The organism is Pseudomonas sp. R19M (assembly GCF_050312585.1).
Lineage (GTDB): Bacteria > Pseudomonadota > Gammaproteobacteria > Pseudomonadales > Pseudomonadaceae > Aquipseudomonas > Aquipseudomonas palleroniana.
This window is the reverse complement of the sequence record NZ_JBNPJV010000074.1, coordinates 1-26228: the sequence shown is the minus strand read 5'-3', so window position 1 is coordinate 26228 and position 26228 is coordinate 1. Positions and strand designations below refer to the sequence as shown.

Annotated in this window: 21 protein-coding genes; 9 read left to right on the top strand and 12 right to left on the bottom strand. The window is 58.6% G+C overall.

Translation table 11 applies throughout. From position 1 onward, the window contains the following. Positions 1 to 155 precede the first annotated feature (155 nt). Positions 156 to 1454: a mechanosensitive ion channel family protein gene (locus ACQRBT_RS15805; protein WP_412047135.1), complete on the top strand. Its 1299-nt coding sequence runs from the start codon at positions 156 to 158 to the stop codon at positions 1452 to 1454. On the opposite strand, the gene ACQRBT_RS15800 is transcribed toward ACQRBT_RS15805, so the two are convergent. The 4 genes from ACQRBT_RS15800 to ACQRBT_RS15785 form a co-directional block, all read right to left on the bottom strand. After that, on the bottom strand, positions 1451 to 4405 hold the full coding sequence (locus ACQRBT_RS15800; RefSeq protein WP_412047134.1) for a P-loop NTPase fold protein: 2955 nt from the start codon (positions 4403 to 4405) through the stop codon (positions 1451 to 1453). The genes ACQRBT_RS15805 and ACQRBT_RS15800 overlap by 4 nt on opposite strands. A gap of 69 nt (positions 4406 to 4474) precedes the next feature. After that, a complete protein-coding gene (locus tag ACQRBT_RS15795) occupies positions 4475 to 5344 on the bottom strand; it encodes a carboxylate/amino acid/amine transporter (RefSeq protein WP_412047133.1) in 870 nt (289 codons plus the stop codon). Between the two features lie 204 nt (positions 5345 to 5548). Continuing rightward, positions 5549 to 6148, bottom strand: a complete 600-nt coding sequence (locus tag ACQRBT_RS15790; RefSeq protein WP_060756127.1) for an FMN-dependent NADH-azoreductase — start codon at positions 6146 to 6148, stop codon at positions 5549 to 5551. A 151-nt stretch (positions 6149 to 6299) separates the two neighbouring features. Beyond that, positions 6300 to 6614 (bottom strand): 3-phosphoglycerate kinase, encoded by a 315-nt coding sequence (locus ACQRBT_RS15785; RefSeq protein WP_244385325.1) that lies wholly within the window; start codon positions 6612 to 6614, stop codon positions 6300 to 6302. Positions 6615 to 6662: 48 nt separating this feature from the next. On the opposite strand from ACQRBT_RS15785, the gene ACQRBT_RS15780 reads away from it, so the two are divergent. The 5 genes from ACQRBT_RS15780 to aqpZ all read left to right on the top strand — a co-directional run bounded on the left by ACQRBT_RS15780 (position 6663) and on the right by aqpZ (position 11773). Beyond that, positions 6663 to 7586 carry a LysR family transcriptional regulator gene (locus ACQRBT_RS15780; RefSeq protein WP_412047132.1) on the top strand — a complete coding sequence of 308 codons (924 nt, stop codon included), beginning with the start codon at positions 6663 to 6665 and terminating at the stop codon, positions 7584 to 7586. Positions 7587 to 7600: 14 nt separating this feature from the next. Continuing rightward, complete coding sequence (locus tag ACQRBT_RS15775; RefSeq protein WP_090369402.1) at positions 7601 to 8404, top strand: alpha/beta fold hydrolase; 804 nt, start codon at positions 7601 to 7603, stop codon at positions 8402 to 8404. Between the two features lie 3 nt (positions 8405 to 8407). Further along, positions 8408 to 8971: a peptidylprolyl isomerase gene (locus ACQRBT_RS15770; protein ID WP_060756131.1), complete on the top strand. Its 564-nt coding sequence runs from the start codon at positions 8408 to 8410 to the stop codon at positions 8969 to 8971. Positions 8972 to 9053: 82 nt separating this feature from the next. Further along, positions 9054 to 10886 (top strand): ABC transporter ATP-binding protein, encoded by a 1833-nt coding sequence (locus ACQRBT_RS15765; RefSeq protein WP_412047131.1) that lies wholly within the window; start codon positions 9054 to 9056, stop codon positions 10884 to 10886. A gap of 182 nt (positions 10887 to 11068) precedes the next feature. Beyond that, entirely contained in the window at positions 11069 to 11773 is a 705-nt protein-coding gene (gene aqpZ, locus ACQRBT_RS15760) for an aquaporin Z (protein WP_060756133.1), read from the top strand. Positions 11774 to 11822: 49 nt separating this feature from the next. On the opposite strand, the gene ACQRBT_RS15755 is transcribed toward aqpZ, so the two are convergent. From ACQRBT_RS15755 to ACQRBT_RS15745, 3 genes are all read right to left on the bottom strand, one after another. Next, positions 11823 to 12071 (bottom strand): BrnA antitoxin family protein, encoded by a 249-nt coding sequence (locus tag ACQRBT_RS15755; protein WP_060756134.1) that lies wholly within the window; start codon positions 12069 to 12071, stop codon positions 11823 to 11825. Further along, the gene (locus tag ACQRBT_RS15750; RefSeq protein ID WP_104994474.1) at positions 12049 to 12327 is read right to left on the bottom strand and encodes a BrnT family toxin; all 279 of its coding nucleotides are present in this window, start codon (positions 12325 to 12327) and stop codon (positions 12049 to 12051) included. Before ACQRBT_RS15750 ends, ACQRBT_RS15755 begins: the two co-directional genes overlap by 23 nt. 77 nt (positions 12328 to 12404) lie before the next feature. Continuing rightward, a complete protein-coding gene (locus ACQRBT_RS15745; RefSeq protein ID WP_412047130.1) occupies positions 12405 to 13529 on the bottom strand; it encodes a GNAT family N-acetyltransferase in 1125 nt (374 codons plus the stop codon). 284 nt (positions 13530 to 13813) lie between these two features. Between ACQRBT_RS15745 and ACQRBT_RS15740 the strand changes: the two genes are divergently transcribed. Then, positions 13814 to 15136, top strand: a complete 1323-nt coding sequence (locus ACQRBT_RS15740) for a putative porin (RefSeq protein WP_060756137.1) — start codon at positions 13814 to 13816, stop codon at positions 15134 to 15136. Between the two features lie 105 nt (positions 15137 to 15241). Here ACQRBT_RS15740 and ACQRBT_RS15735 read toward each other — a convergent pair whose 3' ends face one another. The 5 genes from ACQRBT_RS15735 to aceK all read right to left on the bottom strand — a co-directional run bounded on the left by ACQRBT_RS15735 (position 15242) and on the right by aceK (position 23167). After that, entirely contained in the window at positions 15242 to 15484 is a 243-nt protein-coding gene (locus ACQRBT_RS15735; protein WP_060756138.1) for an anti-sigma factor family protein, read from the bottom strand. Next, a complete protein-coding gene (locus tag ACQRBT_RS15730; protein ID WP_060756139.1) occupies positions 15478 to 16092 on the bottom strand; it encodes an RNA polymerase sigma factor in 615 nt (204 codons plus the stop codon). The genes ACQRBT_RS15735 and ACQRBT_RS15730 overlap by 7 nt, the downstream gene beginning before the upstream one ends. 15 nt (positions 16093 to 16107) lie before the next feature. Continuing rightward, complete coding sequence (locus tag ACQRBT_RS15725; protein ID WP_060756140.1) at positions 16108 to 17229, bottom strand: beta-ketoacyl-ACP synthase III; 1122 nt, start codon at positions 17227 to 17229, stop codon at positions 16108 to 16110. 240 nt (positions 17230 to 17469) lie between these two features. Then, entirely contained in the window at positions 17470 to 21381 is a 3912-nt protein-coding gene (hrpA, locus tag ACQRBT_RS15720) for an ATP-dependent RNA helicase HrpA (RefSeq protein WP_412047129.1), read from the bottom strand. A gap of 70 nt (positions 21382 to 21451) precedes the next feature. After that, the gene (aceK, locus tag ACQRBT_RS15715; RefSeq protein ID WP_412047128.1) at positions 21452 to 23167 is read right to left on the bottom strand and encodes a bifunctional isocitrate dehydrogenase kinase/phosphatase; all 1716 of its coding nucleotides are present in this window, start codon (positions 23165 to 23167) and stop codon (positions 21452 to 21454) included. A gap of 392 nt (positions 23168 to 23559) precedes the next feature. Between aceK and ACQRBT_RS15710 the strand changes: the two genes are divergently transcribed. Together ACQRBT_RS15710 and ACQRBT_RS15705 are read left to right on the top strand one after the other, a co-directional pair. Further along, complete coding sequence (locus ACQRBT_RS15710) at positions 23560 to 25185, top strand: methyl-accepting chemotaxis protein (RefSeq protein ID WP_412047127.1); 1626 nt, start codon at positions 23560 to 23562, stop codon at positions 25183 to 25185. A 52-nt stretch (positions 25186 to 25237) separates the two neighbouring features. Next, entirely contained in the window at positions 25238 to 26122 is an 885-nt protein-coding gene (locus ACQRBT_RS15705) for a DMT family transporter (RefSeq protein ID WP_090369391.1), read from the top strand. The last annotated feature ends 106 nt before the right edge of the window (positions 26123 to 26228 follow it).

Below are 26228 nucleotides of genomic sequence, written 5' to 3'. Positions count from 1 at the left end.
AGGGTAACGGTTTCGGGCGCCCAAACCGAGTTTCTTTACGCGAACGGTGCTAATCAGCTGCTTTTTTGTTAGAGCTTTTGTCCATAAAGCCAACATTGTCGCCGTTAAATGCTCTAATCGGCCCCGTCTTGCATTTAGAGGAATCGGTTTTACCCATGGATATCAAACAGCTCTGGCTCAACGTCCAAGGCCTCTGGGGCACCCTCGACGAACATCCGATGCTGCACGCCGGCCTCGGTCTGCTGGTGTTGCTGGTAGCCGCCTTGCTGGTCGGGCGGGTTGCGCGCTACCTCATCCTGCATGCGGTCAAAATGCTCGGGCGCCAGCCGGCACTGCATTGGCTCAACGACTTTCGCCATAACAAAGTCTTCCACCGCCTGGCACAGATGACGCCGTCACTGGTGGTCCAGTTCGGCCTGTATCTGGTGCCGGACCTGAGCAAGACCGCCGCCCTGTTTATCGGCAACGTGGCGCTGGCGTTCACCATCCTGTTCATGACGCTGGCCGTGAGCGCCCTGCTCAACGCCCTGCTGGACATCTACGCCCGTACCGAACATGCGCGCACCCGCTCGATCAAGGGTTATGTGCAATTGGCGAAGATGGTGCTGTTCGTATTTGCCGCGATCATCATCGTCGCCACACTGATCGACCGTTCACCGCTGTTGCTGCTGTCCGGGCTTGGCGCCATGTCGGCGGTGATTCTGTTGGTGTACAAGGACACCCTGCTGTCGTTCGTCGCCAGCGTGCAACTGACCAGCAACGACATGCTGAGGGTCGGCGACTGGATCGAAATGCCTCAAGTAGGCGCCGATGGTGATGTGGTGGATATCACCCTGCACACGGTCAAGGTGCAGAATTTCGACAAGACCATCGTCTCCATCCCAACCTGGCGATTGATGTCCGAGTCGTTCAAGAACTGGCGTGGCATGCAGGCCTCCGGTGGGCGTCGCATCAAGCGCAGCCTGTACATCGACGCCAGCGGTGTGCGCTTCCTGCGTGACGATGAAGAAGTGCGCATGACCCAGGTGCATCTGCTCACCGACTACATCAGCCGCAAGCAGGCCGAACTCAAAGCCTGGAACGAAGCCCAGGGGCACAGTGCGCAGCTGTCGGCCAACCGCCGCCGCATGACCAACCTCGGCACCTTCCGTGCCTATGCGCTGGCGTACCTGAAAAGCCATCCGGAGATCCAACCGAACATGACCTGCATGGTGCGCCAGATGCAAACCACCGCCCAGGGCGTGCCGCTGGAGATCTACTGCTTCACGCGCACCACGGCGTGGGCGGATTACGAGCGCATCCAGGGCGATATCTTCGATTACTTGCTGGCGGTATTGCCGGAGTTCGGCCTGAGCCTGTATCAGCAGCCGAGTGGTAATGATCTACGGGCGGGGGTGTTGCCGGCGGTGTTGGGGGCGAGTCATCCGCCGGCGTTGGAAAAAAGCGTCGTTTAACTCGATGATGAGGCAGTGACGTCGTTGTCACAAAACGCATCAAGAGCCTTTAAAACAGCTTTGAGGCTCTCACTGTATTTTTTCACGTAGTCATGTGTGCAGACACTCCGTTCCCTCTCAAGGTACCCCTCGTTTAAAACCCTATCGCGGTGTTGGCGCCAATACGACGTCAACCGCGAAAGGTCCAGTGACAAGATCACTTCGTTTGCCACCGGGTTAAAATCAGAGTCGCTGCCCAAGGACTCGGAGCCCTCAGAGGTAACTGCTTTATGGGGAAAATTATAAATACAAAAATCCAGAAAATGCATCAGGTTATTTTCGTGCCGCTCGACATCAAAACAGAAGCCGAATAAATATTCGTTCATCAACTCTGATATTTGATGCTTATCCGAATTGCCTTTCAGATCAAAAACACCACACCCACCTACTTGACCATCCACAGGCGAGACATTAATCAAGTTATAAACAACAAAAGAAATTAAATAATTTCTTTCTGCATTGACCCTGTCGTCCAACGACAAAGTCGCCCCCTCTGAAACTGTTGAGGCATCCGCAGGGTCTACCTCCCCCCAAAAGCATCGAGTGGGAACCTGCCATACCAGTTCAAAGAAATTCTTCTGGGGGTCAATAAACTCACTTCGAAACCGCGCAAAGACATATTGACTGAAATACCTGACACACTCTCGCACAGGATCGAGATCCGCTTGAATAGAACGTACAGATTGGCTACCAAGATGCCCGCGAAGCGATTTATAAACGTCCTGATAGCGACCATTCTTCTCTGGCGAGCAATACTGACGAAACAACAGTACATCATGCCATTTAAGTACCGAGGGCTCAGATGCCAACATTCGCTCCAGCATTCCAGACCCGACAAACGCCTCCTCGCCAAAAATCTTATTGGCGATATCAGGTTCCACCCATACATTCTTCCCTTTAGAAGAATTCCACCCCACCGCATCCAGCAGCCTCACAATATGCAACATCGAACGGTGACGTAAGTTTTCGCCAGAAACACGAAGCAGCATATAGCGCGGAGCAATATCAACTAAGGCATCAGCAGCAGCGAATGCTAACTTTCCGTCATTAGAGCATTTATCGACGAAAAGCTCCCAAAATTTTTGATGCGCATGCTCCCCTTGCGATAGCTCAAACCCTCGTCCTTCGAGAATATCTTGAATGGAATCGCCCTGCGCTGCCTTGCTTACAGCACACTGGAAAAGTTTATGTGTTTTCGCTGGATCTGGCACTGTGCATTTAATAATCAACTGGAGATACTTCTCTAATGATCGGTCATAGCGATCATTGACAAAAGCCCGTGCCCTCCCATAACCCTCATTAGACTTTCTTGTCGACATCGAGAATAACGAATCCAACAAAAATTTCGCACCAGGCTCTTGAGATGACACATAATCAAGATAATCAAGATGATTATTCACAGTCTTATCAGAATTAACGAGCGTCGAAAATATTCCAGAGCGGCCTTCCATCTCCTCGGAATATATCTGCCTAAAAACGCCAGGATAGTTCATATGCAACAACACAAGATTAATAATATCCCCACGATCAAAGTCAGTAATAGAGATATCCAGCGTTTCCAAGCGTATCGCCACAACCGCATTGATAAACCGCTTAACCTTACGAATATTTCCGACAATCTGCATATATTGCACAGCATTTTTACCCGCCAGCAAAGAAGCCAGATCACTCAGCAATTCGGTAAGTACCGGTTTCCTATCTGACGTCAACGAGGCCATAAACTCGCGCTCTCGCTGCCATCCTTCGTTAAGGTATTTAATGACAGCCGCCGAGTCTATCAACACGCTAAACTTTACGTTTATAAATTTTTCAAGAAACTCACGTGACACACGCCCTTCATCCTTCCCAGCGATTAAATTCTCTGTGTCATAGCAAAGAATATAAGTCGCTTGGGAAAGATTGAATGTCCTACGAACAGTAAAAAGAACGTTACTGACCGCCTTAGGCTCAATTCGATCCAAATCTTCGACAATGACGATCAACCTTCGATTCGCCCTTCGAAGCACTGAATCCAGATCCCGCAATAGCTCATCAACTGTTTCATTAGAGGGTTCGAACGACAGTTTCAGACCGAACAATGAAAACTCAGCCTTCCCCTTTAACATTTTCGAATAACGAGATAGTGCAACTTTGAATTCTGGCGCAAATACCGAGCATTGGACGACGCTCAACAGCTCCTTCACGAATCGCTCAGTTAAATCCGCTTCACCGGCATACCTGAGCGGCTCAAAGCGAAAAAGAATAATCGACGAAGGCGCCTCGGTCGCCCAATACGCTTCAACCATCTTCAAAAAACTGGTTTTTCCTATACCCCAAGGCCCCTCAAGACCAAATACCAATCCTGAAGCGGTGTTGCTGGCAAGCACAGTCTCAGCAAACGTGCGTGCGTCTTCGCCCAAGGACAAACAATCCTGATCCGGATTGTCGATCTCCCTATCGGTTAGAAAATAAATCTGGGAGTCTGCAACGCGCCGATTTGAACGGAAAAAGCTGACGAGAGAAGAAACCATCAGCAACGCGAAGAACAATAAAGTGGCTGCCGCCCAACCCCACCCGAACGCCTGAGAGTTAAAAAAAGCCTCAAGATGACTGTCAACTTTCGGAGGAACCAAATATTGGTCGCTCACGACGCCGATTCCCACGGTGAGCAGCAGATCCAATCTGCGACTTTTGCTCAACCGGTTGAATGTAGCTTTGGCCCCCCTACAGACCGCATATACCGTGACCAACGCAATAAAGATGACAATCAAACACCATGACAACGCATCGCTGAACTGACCCAGCTGATTCGCCAGCGGCCGACCCAGCTGTAAGGCAATACGGAAGATTTCAGAAATTACAAACCCTAGAATTAATGCCTTGAGATAGACAACCATCTCAGGCATAGCTGCTTCTAACTGCGAGTCCTTCACACCGTTCATCCTTGTTTTGGTCAGATCAATGTCGAGAAAAAATTCAGCGAATACACACCCAGAATGAGATCAGTCTGCAGCCAGCTGATGTTTACGCACACCCAACCGGCTGATCCACACCGCCCCCAGAATCACCAAGCCGCCCAGGGCCAGACGGCCCAGCGGTTCGTGCTGGTTCCAGATCAGCAGGTTGAGCAGCAGGCCCACCGGCACATGCAGGTTATTCACCACCGCCAGGGTGCCGCCATTGACCAGGCAGGCGCCCTTGTTCCACCAGTACATGCCCAGCGCGGTGCTGACCAAGCCGAGAAATAACAGCACGCCCCACTGCAGCGGCGCTTCGGGCAGGAAGTTGGCCTTGCCGAACAGCAAGAACGCCGGCAACACCACCAGCAGCGCACCCAGGTAGAAATAACCGAAGCGCCGATAATGCGGCTGATCACTCGGGTAGCGAGCCACCAGATGCTTGTACATCACCTGCCCGGCGGCATAGGTGAAATTGGCCAGTTGGAGCAGCAAAAAGCCCATGAAGAAATTCGGCGTGATCTGATCGAAGCGGATCACCGCTGCGCCGCCCACCGCCACCAATGCGGCAATCAGCGCCCAGGGGTTGAAGCGCCGGTTGAGGGCGTCTTCGATCAGGGTCACGTGCAACGGCGTGAGGATGGTGAACAGCAGCACCTCGGGCACCGTAAGCACGCGAAAGCTCAGGTACAGGCACACGTACGTGACGCCGAACTGCAATGCGCCGATGATCAGCATGCCGCGCATGAACGCGGGTGCCACCGAGCGCCAGCGGGTCAGCGGGATGAAGACCAGCCCGGCCAACAGCACGCGCACCAGCACGGCGAAGTAACTGTCGACGTGGCCGGCGAGGTATTCGCCGATCAAGCTGAAGGAAAATGCCTGAATCAGAGTGACAACCAGTAGATAACCCATGCGCGCCTCGTTTCGAATGGGCGGGACATTAAAGGTTTTCGGCGCGGCACGAAACTCGACGCAAAAAAAAGCCCGACCTCGCTATAGCGGCAGTCGGGCAGGAGCACTCAGGAGCAAAAAGTGCAAAGGGAGGTTCGATACGCGTACTTGAAGGGTTGGCGTGGAGCTAGATAAACACCGCGCGATTATCTGACGATTAACGGATCAAGCAACTTGGGCCAGCAACGCCTTGGCGTGGTTGATGCCTTTTTCCTGGAAGTCACCGCTCAGGTTCACCCCTTCAGCGTGAATGAACGTCACGTCGTGAATCCCGATGAAGGCCATGACCTGGCGCAAATACGGTTCCTGGTGATCAGATGTCGCGCCGGTATGAATGCCGCCCCGCGCAGTGAGCACGATGGCACGTTTACCCGTCAGCAAGCCCTGGGGCCCGGTGGCGGTGTACTTGAAGGTCACACCGGCGCGCAACACGTGGTCCAGCCAGGCTTTGAGCGTACTGGGGATGGCGAAGTTGTACATCGGCGCAGCCATCACCAGCACATCGGCGGCGAGCAATTCGTCGGTCAATTCGTTGGAGCGGTCCAGGGACGCCTGTTCAATGGCGCTGCGTTGCTCGACCGGTTTCATCCAGCCGCCCAGCAGATTGGCGTCCAGGTGCGGAACCGGGTTGAGCGCCACGTCTCGCACGCTGATCTGATCCGCCGGATGCGCGGCTTGCCATTGGCTGATGAATTGCTGAGTCAGTTGGCGGGAAATCGAATCCTGCTGGCGGGCACTGCTTTCGATGATCAGAACATTGGACATGGCTATGTAGGCTCCATCTGTACTTGCTGTAAGTCGATGGAGAAAAGATTAAACAACGCCCATTCGATAAAAAAGCGCAAAAAACTGCTATAACCCATCTAGAAATTTGTTAATAAGCGGAGTATTGCTAAGCGCAGGCTCCGCTGTCGCCTCATTTGGGAGCGCAGGCCAGGGCGATACGCATTTTGATAATGGCGCGGTTGAACTTGACCGTCGTGTTGGTGCTTTTACCCGCCAGCACCGTAACCGTACGACGACGTGGAGATTCCGGGCCGTTGGTAAAGGTTACCGAACAGACGGCGTCATTCGTGCCGTAGTTATTCAACTGGATCGAACTGATGTCGCCGTCCACATCGGACGCGGTGTAATCCACGCTCACACCGTCGATCTTCTTAGTCACGTCGATCGGGTAGGCAAACGCGCTCATCGGCAACAGCGCCAGCCACACACAACAGAATTTTCTCATTCGGCAGTCTCCATAAAGGTTGCCAGCTTAGGACAAGAGGAGCTCATCTTGAAAGCGCCCCGCGTTACCCTCGATCAATGGCGCACGCTGCAAGCCGTGGTCGACCATGGCGGCTTCGCCCAGGCGGCTGAAGCGCTGCACCGTTCGCAGTCCTCGGTGAGCTACACCGTGGCGCGTATGCAAGATCAACTCGGGGTGCCATTGCTGCGCATCGACGGGCGCAAGGCAGTGCTCACCGACGCCGGTGAGGTGCTGTTGCGCCGCTCGCGGCAACTGGTGAAAAACGCCAGCCAGCTGGAAGACCTCGCCCACCATATGGAACAAGGCTGGGAAGCGGAAGTGCGCTTGGTGGTCGATGCGGCTTACCCCAATGCGCGTCTGGTGCGCGCCCTCTCCGCCTTTATGCCGCAGAGCCGCGGTTGCCGCGTGCGCCTGCGCGAAGAGGTACTGTCGGGTGTTGAAGAACTGCTGATTGAAGGCGTGGCCGACCTGGCGATTTGCGGCTTCAGCATCCCCGGTTACCTGGGCACGGAAATGAGCGATGTGGAGTTTGTGGCCGTGGCCCATCCCGAACACACGCTGCACCGCATGAACCGCGAACTGAGCTTCCACGACCTGGAAAGCCAGATGCAGGTGGTGATCCGCGATTCCGGACGGCAGCAGCCGCGGGATGTCGGCTGGCTCGGTGCCGAACAGCGCTGGACCGTCGGCAGCCTGTCCACTGCCGCCACATTCGTCAGCAGCGGCCTGGGCTTCGCCTGGCTGCCCCGACACCTGATCGAACGTGAACTCAGGGACGGCCTGCTCAAGCAGCTACCCTTGGAAAAAGGCGGCAGCCGCAACCCCACGTTCTACCTTTACTCAAACAAGGACAAACCCCTGGGGCCGGCCACGCAGATCCTCGTGGAACTGCTGCGCACCTTTGACACCGCCCCTCTGGATGCGCCTTTCGCCGCCCCACGACAAGCCTGAAACGGAGTTTATGCATGCCCTGGTTCGACCACGAAGGCTGCAGCCTGCACTACGAGGAATATGGTCACGGCGCACCGCTGATCCTGATCCACGGCCTGGGCTCCAGCAGCCAGGACTGGGAATTGCAGGTCCCGGTGCTGGCCAGGCATTACCGCCTGATCGTGGTGGATGTACGCGGTCACGGGCGTTCCGACAAACCCCGGGAGCGCTACAGCATTGCAGGCTTCACCTTCGACCTGATCGCCCTGATCGAACACCTGGACCTGCCACCCGCTCATGTGGTCGGCCTGTCCATGGGCGGTATGATTGCCTTCCAGCTGGCAGTGGACGAACCCGGCCGGGTCAGGAGCCTGTGCATCGTCAACAGCGCACCCGAGGTCAAGGTGCGCAGTGTCGATGATTATTGGCAATGGGCCAAACGCTGGAGCCTGGCGCGCCTGCTCAGCCTCGCGACCATCGGCAAGGCGCTCGGCGACCGGCTGTTCCCCAAACCGCACCAGGCCGACCTGCGCCGCAAGATGGCCGAGCGCTGGGCAAAAAATGACAAACGTGCTTATCTCGCCAGCTTCGACGCGATTGTGGGCTGGGGCGTACAGGAACAACTTTCCAGGATTACCTGTCCAACCCTGGTCATCAGCGCCGACCACGACTACACCCCCGTGGCGCATAAAGAAAACTATGTAAAACTGCTGCCCGATGCGCGTCTGGTGGTGATCGAGGATTCCCGCCATGCCACGCCGTTGGACCAACCCGAAGTCTTTAACGCGACCTTGCTCGATTTTCTGAAGACTGTCGAAACCACTACCCAGGATCACTGACCCATGTTGAAAAAAATCGCCTTCTTTACCGGCTCCGTTCTGTTCGCAGCCAACCTGATGGCCGCCGAACCCGCCAAGGCGCCTCACGTGCTGATCGATACCACCAACGGCCAGATCGAGATCGAACTGGACCCGGTCAAGGCGCCGATCAGCACCAAGAATTTCCTGGCCTACGTCGATAAAGGTTTCTACACCAACACGATTTTCCACCGTGTGATCCCGGGCTTCATGGTCCAGGGCGGCGGGTTCACCGCGCAGATGTCGCAGAAGCCCACCGACGCACCGATCAAGAACGAAGCCAGCAATGGCCTGCATAACGTACGCGGCACCTTGTCCATGGCGCGTACCAATGACCCGAACTCGGCCACCAGCCAATTCTTCATCAACGTGGCCGACAATGCCTTCCTCGACCCGGGTCGTGACGCCGGTTATGCCGTGTTCGCCAAAGTCGTCAAGGGCATGGACGTCGTCGACATCATCGTCAACTCCCAGACCACCACCAAGCAAGGCATGCAGAACGTGCCAATCGATCCTGTCGTGATCAAGTCGGCCAAGCGCATCGACTGAGGCCGGCAGGCCGCTTCGCGCGCGGCCCACAAGGCCGCGCGTACCTTTGAAAGGAGAGCCCGCACGGCGGGCGTCAAACTTAATGCTCTATCGTCGCTTTGAACAACTGATCGATATCTTCCGCGACGCACCCAGCGCGGCCCCTCCCGATAAAGTCCTTCCCTTCTACCTCTACTACCTGCGCCAGGTGTGGCCGCATTTCGTCGCCTTGCTGGTGGTGGGCCTGATCGGTGCGCTGATTGAAGTCGCGCTGTTCAGCTACCTGAGCCGCATCATCGACCTGGCCCAAGGCACCCCGCCCGCCGACTTCTTCCAGATTCACAGCGCCGAGCTGATCTGGATGGCCGTGGTCGCGCTGCTGCTGCGCCCGATTTTCGGCGCCTTGCATGACCTGCTGGTACACCAGACCATCAGCCCGGGCATGACCAGCCTGATCCGTTGGCAGAACCACAGCTACGTGCTCAAGCAGAGCTTGAACTTCTTCCAGAACGACTTCGCGGGGCGCATCGCCCAGCGCATCATGCAAACCGGCAACTCCCTGCGCGACTCCGCCGTGGCGGCGGTGGATGCGATCTGGCACGTAGCGATCTACGCCATCAGCTCCCTGGTGCTGTTTGCCGAGGCTGATTGGCGCCTGATGATTCCGCTTGTGACCTGGATCGTCTGCTACAGCCTGGCACTGCGCTATTTCGTGCCACGGGTGAAGGAACGTTCGGTGATTTCCTCCGAGGCGCGCTCCAAACTGATGGGCCGTATCGTCGACGGCTACACCAACATCACCACCTTGAAGCTGTTTGCGCACACCCATTTCGAACAGGAATATGCCAAGGAAGCGATCATCGAGCAGACCGAAAAGACCCAGCTGGCCAGCCGTGTGGTGACCAGCATGGACGTGGTGATCACCACCATGAACGGCCTGTTGATCGTCACCACCACCGGCCTGGCCCTGTGGTTGTGGACCCAGTCGCTGATTTCCGTGGGCGCAATTGCGTTGGCGACCGGCCTGGTGATTCGCATCGTCAACATGTCCGGCTGGATCATGTGGGTGGTCAATGGCATTTTCGAAAACATCGGCATGGTGCAGGACGGCCTGAAAACCATCGCCCAACCGCTGGCGGTGACCGACCGCGACAACGCTCCACGCCTGAGCGTGCCCCACGGTGAAGTGCGTTTTGAACAGGTGGATTTTCACTACGGCAAAAAGAGCGGGATCATTAGCGGCCTGGACCTGAACATCCAGGCCGGGGAAAAAATCGGCCTGATCGGCCCCTCGGGTGCCGGCAAGTCGACCCTGGTCAACTTGCTGCTGCGCCTTTACGACCTGCAAGGCGGGCGCATCCTGATCGATGGCCAGAACATCGCCGAGGTGGCCCAGGAAACCCTGCGCGAACAGATTGGCATGATCACCCAGGACACCTCGCTGCTGCACCGTTCGATCCGCGACAACCTGTTGTATGGCAAGCCGGATGCTACCGATGAAGAGCTCTGGGCCGCCGTGCACAAGGCCCGCGCCGATGAGTTCATCCCATTGCTGTCGGATGCCGAAGGCCGCACCGGGCTGGACGCGCATGTGGGGGAACGCGGCGTGAAGCTGTCCGGCGGGCAGCGTCAACGCATTGCGATTGCCCGCGTGCTGCTTAAAGACGCGCCGATTCTGATCATGGATGAAGCGACTTCGGCACTGGACTCGGAAGTCGAGGCGGCGATTCAGGAAAGCCTGGAAACCCTGATGCAGGGCAAGACGGTGATTGCGATTGCGCACCGGCTGTCGACTATTGCGCGAATGGACAGGTTGGTGGTGCTGGAGAAAGGCCGGATTGCTGAAAGTGGCAGCCATGCCCAATTGCTGGCCCATGGCGGACTGTATGCGCGGTTGTGGCAGCACCAGACGGGGGGCTTTGTAGGCATCGACTGACATCGGAGGGTCATGACTGCGCCACCAAATCCGAACAATTCTGACAGTTTTCTCTATCGAACGGGTGATGGGCCACAATCCTGCTGTACTACAAGCAGGAACCAGGATGGCCCTGACGTAACACTGCAAGGAAGCATCACCTACCCGTTAACTAGATAGAGCAATCTACTAAGGAAGTGTTCATGTCTACTTTGTTGAAACGTTCCGTTACGGAAGGATTGGGCACGTTTTGGCTGGTACTGGGTGGCTGCGGGAGTGCGGTGTTGGCCGCAGCGTTCCCCAACGTCGGGATCGGTCTGCTCGGTGTGGCCCTGGCATTCGGGCTCACGGTGCTGACCATGGCCTTTGCTATCGGTCATATCAGCGGTTGTCACCTCAACCCGGCAGTATCGGTGGGGTTGGTCGTGGGCGGAAGGTTTCCGGCCAGGGAATTACCGGCGTACATCGTGGCCCAAGTCATCGGCGGCATCGTCGCCGCGGCACTGCTGTACTTCATTGCCAGTGGCAAACCGGGTTTTGAACTGGCCGGCGGCCTGGCTTCCAATGGTTATGGCGAGCACTCACCCGGTGGATACTCGATGGCGGCAGGCTTTGTCACCGAACTGGTGATGACGGCGATGTTTGTGCTGATCATCCTCGGCGCCACCGACCGCCGTGCCCCTGCGGGCCTGGCACCCATAGCCATTGGCCTGGCCTTGACCCTGATCCACCTGATCTCGATCCCCGTCACCAACACCTCGGTCAACCCGGCCCGCAGTACCGGCCCGGCATTGATTGTCGGCGGGTGGGCGATCCAGCAGCTGTGGATGTTCTGGCTCGCGCCGATCCTCGGTGCAATCGTCGGCGGTGTGGTTTATCGCTGGCTGGGCAAAGAAGAGACGGCCTGAAGCAAAGGAGTTCAGCCCTGCCGATAAGGCAGGGCTGCCGTGAATCACATCATCCTTGGTGGGCCTGCATGTACTGACGCAAGAGCTGATTGATTCGCGTCTGATACCCGGTACCCTGGCCTTTAAACCACTCCAGTACATCAGCATCAAGTCGAATCGTGACCGTCTGTTTCACCGGGACACGCAATTCGGCACGCCGGAAAAAGTCGGCGTCGAGCTCCGGAATATCGCTGGTGTCAATTTCGTCATCATTCATCTTGGCCAAGCGCTCCCAATCAGTTTTCGATGTTTGCGTCATAGTATTTGGCCTCCTTCTTGGTTGCTTTTCGGGCGGAGATGATACGGATCACATCACCACACCGTTCGGTGTATACGACTACACCCATTAACAATTTGATCCAGCCAATACTGACCCAACGCTCCTCACCATAATCCGCTCGATCATCGCGCAAGGCCAGCATTGGATGACTGAAGATATCCGGAACGTCATTAAAATCGATGCCGTGCTTCAATATATTGGCTTTATTCTTGGATTCATCCCACTCAAAAAGCATGGCACGCCCTGTATTTACTTTTGTACATACAGAATAGCGACGTACCAGCGTCTTGGAAGTATTGCCTGACCGATGGTTCAGCCCTGCCGATAAGGCAAAGCTGCCCTCGCCTCTTCGGCATACGCCAGCACTCCCACCCGCTCACGCGCCAGGAAATCCTCCACGGCGTGCTTCAAACCCGGATGGCGCAGGTAGTGCCATGAACGGGTTATCACCGGTTCGAACCCGCGTATCAACTTGTGCTCGCCCTGGGCACCGGCGTCGAAACGCTGCAAGCCGTTGGCGATCGCGTAGTCCATGCCCTGGTAGAAACATGTCTCGAAATGCAGACGATCGAACTCCGCCAGGCAACCCCAATAGCGACCATAGAAGCTATCGCCACCGATCAAGCTGAAAGCCATGGCCACCGGACGCGCCCCTTGCCTGGCCAACACCACGCGGATCGCCTCGGGCATGCGCTCGGCCAGCAGGCTGAAAAAGGCGCGGGTCAAATAGGGGGATTGACGGCGCACGGCGTAGGTATTGGCGTAGCAGGCATAGACAAAGTCCCACTGGGCCTCGCTCAGTTCGTGGCCTTGCAGCCATTCGAAATCGATCCCCTGCCCCGCCACTTGCTCACGCTCTTTTCGCATCTGTTTGCGCTTGCGTGAACTGAGGGCATCGAGGAAGTCCTGAAAGTCGCGATAACCCCGGTTCTGCCAATGGAACTGACAGCCCAGGCGCTGCAACCAGCCCTCTTGCCGGGCCAGTGCGCTGTCGGCCAGTGGGTCGGTGAAGTTGATATGCGCACTGGAAAGCCCTTCAACTTCCAGGTAGCCCGGCAGGCTTTTGAGCAATTCAAAACCGTCCTCGGCATTCGCTGCCAACAACCTTGGCCCGCTCACCGGGCTGAACGGCACCGCCGTCAACAGCTTGGGGTAATAGTCGATACCGGCGCGCTCACAGGCGTCCGCCCAGCCATGATCGAACACGTACTCGCCATAGGAGTGCCACTTGCGGTAACTGGGCAAGGCCGCCACCAAGCGATCACCTTCCCAGTGCAGCAAGTGCTCAGGCTGCCAACCCGACTGCGCGCCCAGGCTGGCGCTGTCCTCCAACGCACTTAGAAATGCATGCCGCACGAAGGGCTGAGCATGCGGCACCAAGGCGTCCCAGGCATTTGGGGCAATTTCGGACAAGCTGTCCAGACGTTGCAGCGGCATCGGCGTCCTCGCGGGTGTTGGGCGTAAAAGCCTGGCGAGTATCGCCTATCACAGCGCGGGGCACACCTCGAAACCGCAAGGACAAATCTCGAAACAATTAGTTCCATTCTTAAATAATTTGTCATGCAGATGAAATCACTTCGCCACTACCTCGTCATAAACGATCGCAATACTGACGCCTGTTTTTTAGAGCGCCTGGTTCTATAAGGCGGCTATTTTCCGTCCGTCATCGGTCGGTTGTGTCCTAGATGGTTTGCCATCCCTCCTCACTTTCGGAGATTGATATGCGTCTTGCTTCCACTAAAACTGCGGCGGTCCTGTGCGGCGGCCTGCTGATGGCCCTGAGCATTCCAGCCAGCGCTGCAGTCGACGCTAAATTGCTCGACATGCTCAAGGCCAACGGCCAGATCACTGCGGCGCAGTACACTGAACTGCAAGCGGAATTGGCCAAAGACCAGAAAGAAAAGCAGATCGCACAGCAAGCTCAACAAGAGACCAACGAGCAGATCGCGGCCACCGCGAAAAAAACCAACGACCTCAGCGTTTTCGACCAGAAGCTGGCCTGGGCCGCGCGCACCCAACTCAAGGGTGACGTGCGTTTCCGTCAGGAAACCGTGAAGATCCAAGGCGAATCCAACAACGGCGGCCGTGACAAAGACCGCCAACGTATTCGCGCACGCCTGGGCGCCTACACCGAAATCAACTCGCAAGTGGACACCGGCATCCGAATCGCCACGGGCAGCAACGACGATGCCCGCTCCACCAACCAGGACCAGGACAACTACTTCGACAAGAAGTCGATCTGGCTGGACCTCGGCTACATCGACTACCACCCGGACCAGATCAAGAACTTGCACGTGATCGGCGGCAAGATGCTCCAACCCTGGGTGAACATGGGCGACGTGATCTGGGATAGCGACATCAACCCGGAAGGTCTGGCCCTGACCTACAAGTACCCACTGGGTAGCAGCGCCGAACTGTTCGGCAGCATCGGCAACTACAACCTCAAGGACAACGTTGACGGCGACGGCGTGCAGTTCCGCCACGACCTGCGCCTGACATCCGGCCAGCTGGGCACGCGCTTCTCGGTCACGGACAACCTGAAAATGACCCTGGGCGGCAGCGTTTACGCCTACCAGAACGATAAAGACAGCCGCTGCACCACAACCACCACGCCTTGCGCACTGGCGGTCAACGGCAACTCGCCCGACAACCAGTTCCGCCTGTACGAAGGCTTTGCCCAAGCCGATATCGGCGGCCTGGCCGTGCCTCTGGCGTTTTATGGTCAGTACGTGAAAAACAACGATGCCGTGACCGATCAGGACACCGCCTGGTTGCTGGGTGCCAAATCCAAAGTGTTCGGTTTCAACCTGGACTACAACTACCGCGATACCCAACGTGACGCGGTCGTTGGCGCTTTCACCGACTCGGACTTCGCCAACGGCACCACCGGTTCACGCGGTCACAAGTTCAAGGTCAGCTACGACATCGACAAGAACTTCGCCCTCGGCGCTACGTATTTCCTGACCAAGGCCGACTACGCCAGCCGCACCCAGCGTGATGCCAACACCAACACCCTGCAGTTGGATGCTGAAGCCAAGTTCTAAATGTGTGTGTAACAAGCCTTGGGCCAGGACGGCCCGAGGTGGTTTCAACAGCCTTGCGTGGGTGGGTCGCCCCTCATCCGTTCGACTCCCTACGCAAGCCTGTCTTTACCCGCCTTTAATGATCTGGCGCCGCTCGGCAGCCAGTCGCTCAGCCAACGCATCGGCATCCTTGACCGGGGCTTGCGGCATGATCTTCAACGTCGCCTGCAACAAGCGCATCTGACGGATAAATCGCCGGCAGTTGGGGCAGAACATCAGGTGATGACGCACCAGCAAACGCTCGCGAAAGGTCAATTGCCCATCGAGGTAGTCACTGGACCGCGCCACTTGTTCTTTACACGTCAACATTCGCCCGTTTCCTCAAAATGCTCCACCGTGGCGAAGACTTTAAGCCGCGCTCGATGCAACAGCACACGGACATTGGAGAGCGAGAGCGTCAGAAGATTACAGATTTCTTCCAATTCCAGGCCCTGGCGTTCACGCAGCACCAGCACGCTACTTTGTAACTCCGACAGACTCAGAATCGTATGCTCCAGGCATTCACGCAGCTCGTCCTCGGTCAGCAAGGCTTCCGGGGTGTCCTGGTGCCAGGCGTAGGGGGCGACAGCCCAATGGCCGTCGTCGGGTACGAAGCGATCATCACCGATGGTGCCGTGGGGCGAAGGCAAATCGTCGAGCAAGACTTCACGACGGTTCTGTTTGTAGCGGCCTTTGGCGGCGTTGGCGGTGATGGTCAGCAACCAGGTCTTGAGGCTGGAGCGCCCTTCGAACTTGGCCAGGTTGCGCACCACCGACAACCAGGCGTCCTGCACCACCTCGTCGGCGTGGCGCTGGCCGACGATGGCATAGGCCACCGCCCGCATCGCGCTCTGGTAGGTGGTGACCATGTCCTTGTAGGCCCGCTGCTCGCCCTTGAGCAGTCGTTCAAGCAGGTGCGCGTCGTCCGCTGCCGCCATTCAAGACCTCGATGTTTATCGCTTGCGCAGGATCACGCTGCCGATGGAATACCCAGCGCCAAACGAGCTGAGCACCGCCACGGAGCCCTTGGGCAGGTCGTCCTGGTAAGTATGGAACGCAATCACCGAACCCGCCGAACTGGTGTTGGCGTAGGTATCGAGAATGACCGGGGCCTCTTCCACCGTGGCTTCGCGGCCCAACAGTTTCTTCACGATCAGGTGGTTCATGCTCAGGTTGGCCTGATGCAGCCAGAAGCGCTTCACGTCGGTGACATTCAACTGGTTCTGCGCCAGGTGGGTGCTGATCAATTCGGCAACCATCGGGCAGACATCGCGGAACACCTTGCGACCTTCCTGCACGAAAAGCTTGTCGGGCGCGCCGATGCCCTCTTCCGCCGCGCGGTTGAGAAAGCCGAAGTTGTTGCGAATATTATTGGAGAACTGGGTCAACAGCTTGGTGCTCACCACCTCGAACTGATGCTCGGAGGTCGCAAGGTCAGCGCGCTCAAGCACGACGGCAGTGGCCGCATCACCAAAAATGAAGTGGCTGTCACGGTCACGGAAGTTCAGGTGGCCGGTGCACACTTCCGGGTTGACCATCAGGATCGCCCGCGCCTGGCCCAACTGAATGCTGTTGGCGGCGTTCTGGATGCCGAAGGTGGCCGAGGAACACGCCACGTTCATGTCGAAACCGAAACCTTCGATGCCCAGTGCGCTCTGGACTTCGATGGCGATGGCCGGGTAGGCACGCTGCAGATTGGAACAGGCAACGATCACACCGTCGATGTCGGCGGCAGTCTTGCCTGCGCGCTTGAGGGCCTGTTCGGCGGCGCCGACCGCCATCTGGCAGAGCACCGACCACTCGTCATTGGAGCGCTCGGGCAAGCGCGGGGCCATGCGCTGCGGATCAAGGATGCCCTCCTTGTCCATCACGAAGCGGCTCTTGATGCCTGACGCCTTTTCAATGAACGCCGCGCTGGACTCGGTCAACGCCTGCACTTCACCGCGCTCGATAGCAGCGGCATTGTCGCTGTTGAACTGTTGCACGTAGGCATTGAAAGACTGCACCAGCTCTTCGTTGGAGATGCTGTTGGCCGGGGTGTACAGGCCAGTGCCGCTGATGACGACGTTATGCACGGTCGTTCCTCTAAATCTGTCAGGCAGAAGATATTGGTACCGTCGTACCAAACTGTAAGTAGTCCGATTCCGCGCGGCGGACATCAGACTGGCAACGCTTTATTCCATCGCGCCGCAGCTCTGTGCGACGATCCCGGCATTTATAGCGGCGAAGTTTGCCACAAATGCCGGGATTTGGCGCCACGTCCCAGACAAGCACCGTTTTAATGTGCAAGTGAGCCAGCCCGACCCACGTCAGAATCAGGGCTCCACCTGGCTCCACTGCTTGCTCAGGCGCTTGTCGGAAATTGGCACTTTAGTGCCCAACTGCTGGGCAAACAACGACACCCTGTACTCTTCCAACCACCAACGATAAAGCTCCAGTTGCGGGTCGCGCTTACCTTCCTGGGCGTGTTTTTTCAGGCGGTTTTCGTACTGGGTCCACAAGCCTGCCAACTCGCCGCTCCACACCCGGTCCTTTTGCACCTGGCTCGGCAATTTCTCCAGGCGCAACTCGATGGCCTTGAGAAAACGCGGCAATTCCTTGAACCACTGCGCCGGGGTTTCCCGGACAAAACCGGGATACACCAATTGGCTCAGTTGCTGCTTGATATCGTTCAACGCCACGGCCTGGGCCAGGTCGATCTTGCCTTTGAAGCGTTTCTGCAAACCGTGCCAGAGCTTGAGCACTTCCAGGGTCAGGCGCGCCAGGCGTTCGGCATGTTCGGTCCAATGGCCGCGCTTGCGTTCGGCCAAGGCGGCCAAGCCCGCCCCATCACGGGGCAGGCTGGCTTCACCTTCCAGCACGCAGGTATCGAGGCTGGCCAGCAGAATGTCTTCCACCAACGCGTCAATGCGCCCCAATTCGCGGTACATCAAACCCAGCTCGGTCAGCCCGGGTAATTTTGCGCGCAGGAATTTTGCCGGTTCCGCCAATTGCTGCATCAGCAGGCGCTGCAAAGCACGGCGGTGCTGGAACTCGGCCTCGGCAGCGGTGGAGAAACGCCCTTCCTTGACGGTGCCATTGTCCTCCACCAGCGCCGGGTAGACGGTCATCGACAGGCCGGCGATGTTTTGCTGGGTTTTCTCGGCCACCGCCGCAAACACCTTGGCCTGCACCGGTTGCTGGCTTTTTGCAGTTTGCGGCACGGCCAAGGCGGCTTGGCTGGCTTGTGCAAAGCGGGCGGTCAACTCCGCCAGATCGCGGCCTTCACCCAGGAACTTGCCCTGGCCATCGACCACTTCGAGGTTCATCTTCAAGTGGTTTTCCACCTGCTGAGCCGCCTGCGCCCAAGCCTCATCGCTGACCCGTGCGCCGGTCATGCGCAGCAATTCGTGCCCCAGCGCCTGGGGCAATGAACCCTGGCCAAATTCGATGCGCTGCAGCGCCGCCTTGACGAAATCCGGCACCGGCACGAAGTTCTTGCGCAGTGCCTTGGGCAAATTACGCACCAGGGCAACGCATTTGGCTTCGATCAGCCCCGGCACCAGCCACTCCAGACGCTCCGGCGGCAGCGCCGGCAGCAGCGGTGCTGGCACGCGTAGGGTCACGCCGTCACGCGGATGGTTGGGCTCGAAGTGGTAACTCAACGTCAGGGCCAGGTCGCCCAGGTGCAGGGTATCCGGGTAATGCGCGGCGGTGACTTCACTGGCTTCGCGTGCCAGCACGTCTTCTTCGCGCATGATCAGCAGTTGCGGGTTTTTCTGGCTGTTGACCTTGTACCAGCTGTCGAAGGTCGCGGTCTGGTGGATCTCCGCCGGCAGGCGTGCGTCATAGAAGGCGTAGAGGGTTTCTTCATCGGCCAGGATATCGCGGCGGCGGGCCTTGGCTTCCAGTTCGTCGAGCTGCTCCAGCAACTGCTGGTTGGCCGCCAGGCACTTGGCACGGGACTGGATTTCCCCACGCACCAGGCCTTCGCGGATAAACAGCTCGCGCGACACCACGGGGTCGATCGGCCCGTAATGCACCGGCCGGCGTCCGACCACGATCAACCCGAACAGGGTGATCTGCTCAAATGCCACTACCTGGCCACGCTTCTTCTCCCAATGCGGCTCAAAGTGGTTTTTCTTGATCAAATGCCCGGCCAGCGGCTCGATCCAGTCGGCGTCGATCTTCGCCACCATGCGTGCATACAGCTTGGTGGTTTCCACCAGTTCGGCGGTCATCAACCATTGCGGGCGCTTTTTGCCGATGCCCGAGGACGGGTGAATCCAGAAACGCCGCTGACGCGCACCGAGGTAGTCGCCGTCTTCGGTCTTCTGGCCAATCTGGCTGAGCAGGCCGGACAGCACCGCCTTGTGCAGCTTCGGGTAGTCCGCCGGGGCCTGGTTGATGGCCAGCTGCATGTCGCGGCAGATCAGGCTCAACTGGCGATGGGAATCGCGCCATTCACGCAGGCGCAGGTAATTGAGGAAGTTCTTGCGACACCAGTTGCGCAGCGGGCTGGCGGTCAGCGCCTGGCGCTGCTCTTCGAAGCCGCGCCACAGATTGACCAACCCGGCGAAGTCGGAATCGGCATCCTTCCACTGTGCGTGCGCCTGGTCGGCCGCCTGTTGGCGCTCCGGTGGGCGTTCGCGCGGGTCCTGGATCGACATTGCGCTGGCGACGATCAGCACTTCCTGCAAGCTGCCAAGCTTGGCGGCTTCAAGCAGCATGCGCCCCATGCGTGGGTCCACCGGCAAACGCGCCAACTGGCGGCCCAACGGCGTGAGCTGGCTATTGCGGTCTACCGCCGAAAGCTCTTGCAGCAGATTGAAACCGTCGCTGATGGCCTTGCCGTCCGGCGGTTCGATAAACGGGAAGTCGGTGATCTCGCCCAGGCGCAGGTGCAGCATCTGCAGGATCACGGCGGCGAGGTTCGTGCGCAGGATTTCCGGGTCGGTAAATTCCGGACGCGCCATAAAGTCTTCTTCGCTGTACAAGCGTACGCAAATGCCCGGCTCGACCCGGCCGCAACGGCCTTTACGCTGGTTAGCGCTGGCTTGGGAAATCGCTTCGATCGGCAGGCGCTGTACCTTGGCGCGGTAGCTGTAACGGCTGATGCGCGCAGTGCCGCTGTCGATCACATAACGAATGCCCGGCACCGTCAGCGAGGTTTCCGCAACGTTGGTCGCCAGCACCACGCGCCGCCCTGGGTGCGACTGGAAAATCCGCTGCTGCTCGGCCGGTGACAGGCGCGCATACAACGGCAGGATTTCGGTGTGCTTGAGCTGGGCCTTGCGCAGCATCTCGGCGGCATCGCGAATCTCGCGTTCACCCGGCAGGAACACCAGGACGTCGCCTGGGCTGCGCCGCTCGCTGCGTTCATAGGCGGCGATTTCATCGAGGGTGGCGAGGATCGCCTGGTCGACGGTCAAGTCGTCCTCGACGCGGTTGCCCTCCTCGTCCTGTTCCAGGGTCAGCGGGCGATACCAGGTTTCCACCGGGAAGGTACGGCCCGAAACCTCGACAATCGGCGCATCGTCGAAGTGCTTGGAAAAGCGCTCCAGGTCGATGGTCGCCGAGGTGATGATCACCTTGAGGTCGGGGCGGCGCGGCAGCAGGGTTTTCAGGTAGCCGAGCAGGAAGTCGATGTTCAGGCTGCGCTCGTGGGCTTCATCGACGATGATCGTGTCGTAGCGTTCGAGGTAGCGGTCGTTCTGGGTTTCCGCCAGCAGGATGCCGTCGGTCATCAGTTTGATCAGGGTGTTGGAATCGCTCTGGTCTTCAAAGCGTACTTGATAGCCGACCAATGCCCCCAATGGCGTGCCCAACTCTTCGGCGACGCGGGTGGCCACGCTGCGCGCGGCGATGCGACGCGGCTGGGTATGACCGATCAGGCCGAATTGGCCACGACCGATTTCCAGGCAGATCTTCGGTAGCTGGGTGGTTTTACCCGAGCCGGTTTCACCGGCAATGATCAGCACCTGATGCTTGTTCAGTGCAGCTTTGATCTCATCGCGCTTGGCGGCAATCGGCAGGCTGTCGTCGTAGCGAATCACCGGCAGGCCGGCCCGCCGCGCCGTGACCTGGGCACAGGACGCCTGCATCCGCGCCACCCACTGCGCCAGCTTTTCCTCGTCAGGCTTCTTGCGCAATTCAAGCAACTGCCGCCGCAAGCGGTGGCGGTCGGCGAGCATGGCGTGGTCGAGGGTCTTGAGCAGTTGATCGATCGTGGGTGCTTGGTCAGTCATCAGGTGCGTTTGGGTCATCTATTTATGCAGGGGGCGGATTGTCGCAGAAAACCACCCACGCGCGCGCCCCTCATTCGTTCTCGCGCTCTTTGCGGCGATACGGGAATACATCAATGACCTTGCCGGCTCGAATCGCTTCCTGCAGCCCCTTCCAGTAATCGGCGTTGTACAGCTCGCCGTGCAACTCATCGAACAGCTTGCGCTGGGCGGCGTCGGCAAACAGGAACGGCGGAAACTCTTCGGGGAAGACATCCAGCGGGCCGATCGAATACCAGGGCTCCGAGGCCATTTCATCCTCGGGGGTACGCGGCGGCGGGATGTGGCGGAAGTTGGCTTCGGTGAGAAAACAGATTTCATCGTAGTCGTAGAACACCACGCGACCGTGGCGGGTGACGCCGAAGTTCTTCAGCAGCATGTCGCCGGGAAAGATATTCGCCGCCGCCAGTTGCTTGATCGCCAGGCCGTAGTCTTCCAGGGCTTCACGCACCTGCGCCGGGTTGGCGTTGTCGAGGTAGAGGTTGAGCGGGGTCATGCGTCGCTCGGTCCAGCAGTGGCGGATGAGCACCGTGTCGCCTTCCACTTCGACAGTGCCGGCCGCGACTTCCAGCAGCTCGGCCAGGCAGTCGGGCTCGAACTTGTTCAGGGGGAACCGGAAGTCGGCAAACTCCTGGGTATCGGCCATGCGCCCGACCCGGTCGACGCTTTTGACCAGGCGGTACTTCTCGATCACCGTGGCGCGGTTGACGTTTTTCGAGGGTGAAAAACGGTCCTTGATAATCTTGAACACGGTGTTGAAGCCCGGCAGGGTAAACACACTCATGACCATGCCGCGCACGCCGGGAGCCATGATGAAGCGGTCATCGGTGCTGGCCAGATGGTTGATCAGCGCACGATAGAACTCCGACTTGCCGTGTTTGTAGAAGCCGATCGACGTGTACAGCTCGGCGATATGTTTGCCGGGCAGGATGCGCTTGAGAAAGCCGATGAACTCGGCGGGCACCGGCACATCAACCATGAAGTATGAGCGGGTGAACGAGAAGATGATCGAGACTTCGGCCTCGTCGGTGATCAGCGCATCGATCTGAATACCGCGCCCTTCGCGGTGCAGCAATGGAATCACCAGCGGCCACTGCTCGTCGTGCGTGTAGAGACGGCCGACCAGATAAGCGCCTTTATTGCGGTAGAGCACCGAGGAAAACAGCTCGACGCTCAGGTCCGGGTCTTTGCACACCCAGTCCGGCAGGTTTTCCCGCAGTTGGGCTTCCAGGCGGCGCAGGTCGGCGGGCAGGTCGGCGTAAGGTTCGCTGAAGCTGTAGTCGGCAAAGATCTGCGCCAGCATCTCGGCCACCTTGCCATCCGGCGTGTACAACCGCGTTTGCGCCGCACGCGCCCGTCGCAGGCTCGGCCGCGTGGTGTGAATGAACATACAGCCGTCGCTGATCAGGTCATGGCTGAACAGGCCGCAGAAGATCGAGTTGTACCAGGTCTCCGACAGCTCATCATCGAAGCGCAGGTCGATCAGGCCGATATACGCGCTCTTGACCAAGGGCCACTGATCGACCTCCAGCAGCACCGCTGCCGGGAAACCGGCCCGCAGGCGCGCGGTGACTTCGCCGACTTTCTCTTCATACAGGTTGATACGCGCCGCCGACGCCGCCTGGCCTTGCTGCCATTGAGCCTTTTCGAAACGCTCGCGGGCACCATCGGTGATTCGGCGGAAGTGCTCACGGTAATCGTCGAAGCCATCCAGGATCATCCGGGCAATTGCGAGGGCGTGCTGCGACATGCGGAAAACCTCAAGCGGCGTCAGGGAAACCTGAGCTTAGCCAGTGAACCGTGGCAGGAGAAGGATGATTTTTCCAACCTCGCTGTACAGCCTTAGTGGTTTTGTACATTTATTTTCAATTTTTATAACTCGACCAAGCAGTCAATAAATGCACTTGGCGCAGCCGCGCCCTCCGCGCTGTGAGCCAGCAACGGCGGTGCCTGAGGTTTGTGCGCTGCAAAAACAACCCGGCTTCGCAGATGAAAGTCCCGGCAAGGGTGGTGATACAGCGTAAGGGAAACCCTGATTACTACATTGATGGCACTTTGATATACAGCGCCCCCCTTCTCCCACCCTAACAAGGTCAGAAGACCGATCCGGGAACAGGTACTAATCACCCAAGGAGCGTTGAGATGTCATTGAGGAATATGCGGATCGGTCTACGTGCCAGTCTGAGTTTTGGGGTACTGGCCGGCTTGCTGGTGATTGTCGGGATGTTCGGCCTGGGCCAGATGGCCAAGTTGCGACAAAGCGCGCAGGTCATCGAAGCGTCGTGGATGCCCAGCATCGAGAACATTCACGACAGCGCGGCCCTGGTGGCCAGTATTCGCCTGGAGGCCCTGCGCCTGGCGACCACCGACGAATCACGCATCCGCGACAACAGCAAAGCCCTGATCACGCGCCAGCGCGCCGAGCTGCAAACCCTGCTGGACCATCACAAGGCCCTGCTCAGCGACGACGAAGAGCGCGGCATGCTCAAGCAGCTCGAAGACAACGTAAATACTTATCTGACGCTCGTCGCACAGATCGTCGCCCTGGTCGACAAGGATCAGCAACAGGATGCCATTGACCTGCTCAACAGTCGTCTCGCACCACAGGGCCTGATCCTCGGCAAGAGCCTGGAGGACATGATTACCTTCAACCAGAACGGCGTGGAAGCCGCAGTGAACGCCTCCGCGCAGACCTATTTCAGCGCGCAGTGGATTGTCGGCCTGATCATCCTGTGCGCATTGATCGCCACCTTGCTGCTGGCGTGGCTGCTGACCCGTAGCATCACCGCCCCGCTCGCCCAGGCGCTGACCGTGGCACGCAGAATCGCCGGCGGCAACTTGAGCCAACCGATCAGCGTCAGCGGCAAGGACGAGCCCGCCCAACTGCTGGCGGCCCTGGCCACCATGCAGGCGCAGTTGCAGGGCACTATCCGTGGCATCAGCGAATCGGCGCAACAGCTGGCCTCGGCGGCCGAAGAGATGAGTTCGGTGATGGAACAGAGCACGCGTGGCCTGCAGGCGCAGAACGACGAGATCGAACAGGCCGCCACCGCCGTCACTGAAATGAGCACTGCCGTGGACGAAGTGGCCGGCAATGCGGTGTCCAGCGCCGAGGCCTCCAAGGCGTCGGACGAAGACAGCAAGCACGGTCATTACCAGATCAGCGAAACCATCAGCTCGATCCAGAACCTGGTCGACGAAGTGCTCGGTGCCTCGACCAAAGCCGAGGGCCTCGCGGTACAGGCGCAAGACATCAGCAAGGTGCTGGAAGTCATCCGCGGTATCGCCGCGCAGACCAACCTGCTGGCGCTCAATGCCGCCATCGAAGCGGCGCGTGCCGGTGAGGCCGGGCGCGGGTTCGCCGTGGTGGCCGATGAAGTACGCTCCCTGGCGCAGCGCACCCAGGACTCCACCGAAGAAATCGAACAGATGATCAACGGCATCCAGCAAGGCACTCAGAACACCGTCGACGCCCTCAACAGCAGCGCCGAACACGCGGGCCAGACCTTGCAGCGAGCCAACAGTGCCGGCAGCGCGCTGGAGAAAATCACCGCCGCCATTTCACAGATCAGCCAGCGCAACCTGGTGATCGCCAGTGCCGCCGAGCAGCAGGCGCTGGTTGCCCGCGATGTGGACCGCAGCCTGGTCAACATTCGCGACCTGTCCACCCAGACCGCCGCCGGTGCCACCCAGACCTCGGCGGCCAGCCATGAGCTGTCTCGCCTGGCTGTGGACCTCAATGGCCTGGTCACGCGGTTTGTCCTGTAATCCGTCACCGGGTCATGCAACACTCGCCGCCTTATTGATGTAGGAGTATTTCGTGAGACCCCTCGACACCTTGTACCTATTGGGGCTGGCTGCCATCTGGGGGGCCAGCTTCCTGTTCATGCGCATCATCGCGCCGGAAATCGGCACCGTGCCGACCGCGTTCTTTCGCGTGTCGATCGCCGCCGCCGGCTTGCTGGTGATCCTGACGATCATGCGCGTCAACTGGGACTTCCAGGGCAAGTTCAAAACCGTGCTGCTGCTGGGTGTGATCAACTCGGGGATTCCCGCGACGATGTACTCGGTGGCGGCCCAGGTCTTGCCGGCGGGCTACTCGGCGATCTTCAATGCCACCACGCCGCTGATGGGCGTGCTGATCGGCGGGCTGTTCTTCAGCGAACGGCTGACGTCGGCAAAAATCGCCGGTGTCAGCCTGGGTCTGCTGGGCGTGGGCGTGCTGACACGCGCCGGGCCGGTGGCGTTTGACCTGCAATTGTTGATGGGCGCGCTGGCCTGCCTGCTGGCGACGACTTGCTATGGTTTTGCCGGTTTCCTGGCGCGGCGCTGGCTGGATCAGCGTGGCGGGTTGGACAGCCGGCTCGCCGCGTTGGGCAGCATGCTGGGGGCTACGCTGTTTCTCCTGCCCCTATTCGCCTACAGCGCAATCAGCCATCCCCCGGCCAGTTGGGGTGGTTGGCAGGTGTGGTTGTCGCTGCTCGGGTTGGGGTTGGTGTGTACGGCGTTCGCCTACATCCTGTACTTCCGCCTGCTGTCGTCCATTGGGCCGGTAAAATCGATGACCGTGACCTTCATGATTCCGCCGTTCGGGGTTTTGTGGGGCGCATTGTTGCTGGATGAGCCGCTGTCGATGGCGCATCTGTATGGTGGAATATTGATCGCCGGGGCGTTGTGGCTGGTACTGCGCCCGAAAAAACCTTGAACACCTCTGTAGTGAGCGGGCTTGCCCCGCGCTGGGTGGCGCAGCCGCCCCAAAACCAGGCGCCTGAGCTCTTCCTGGAAGAACGCGGTGGCCGGTTTAGGGCGGC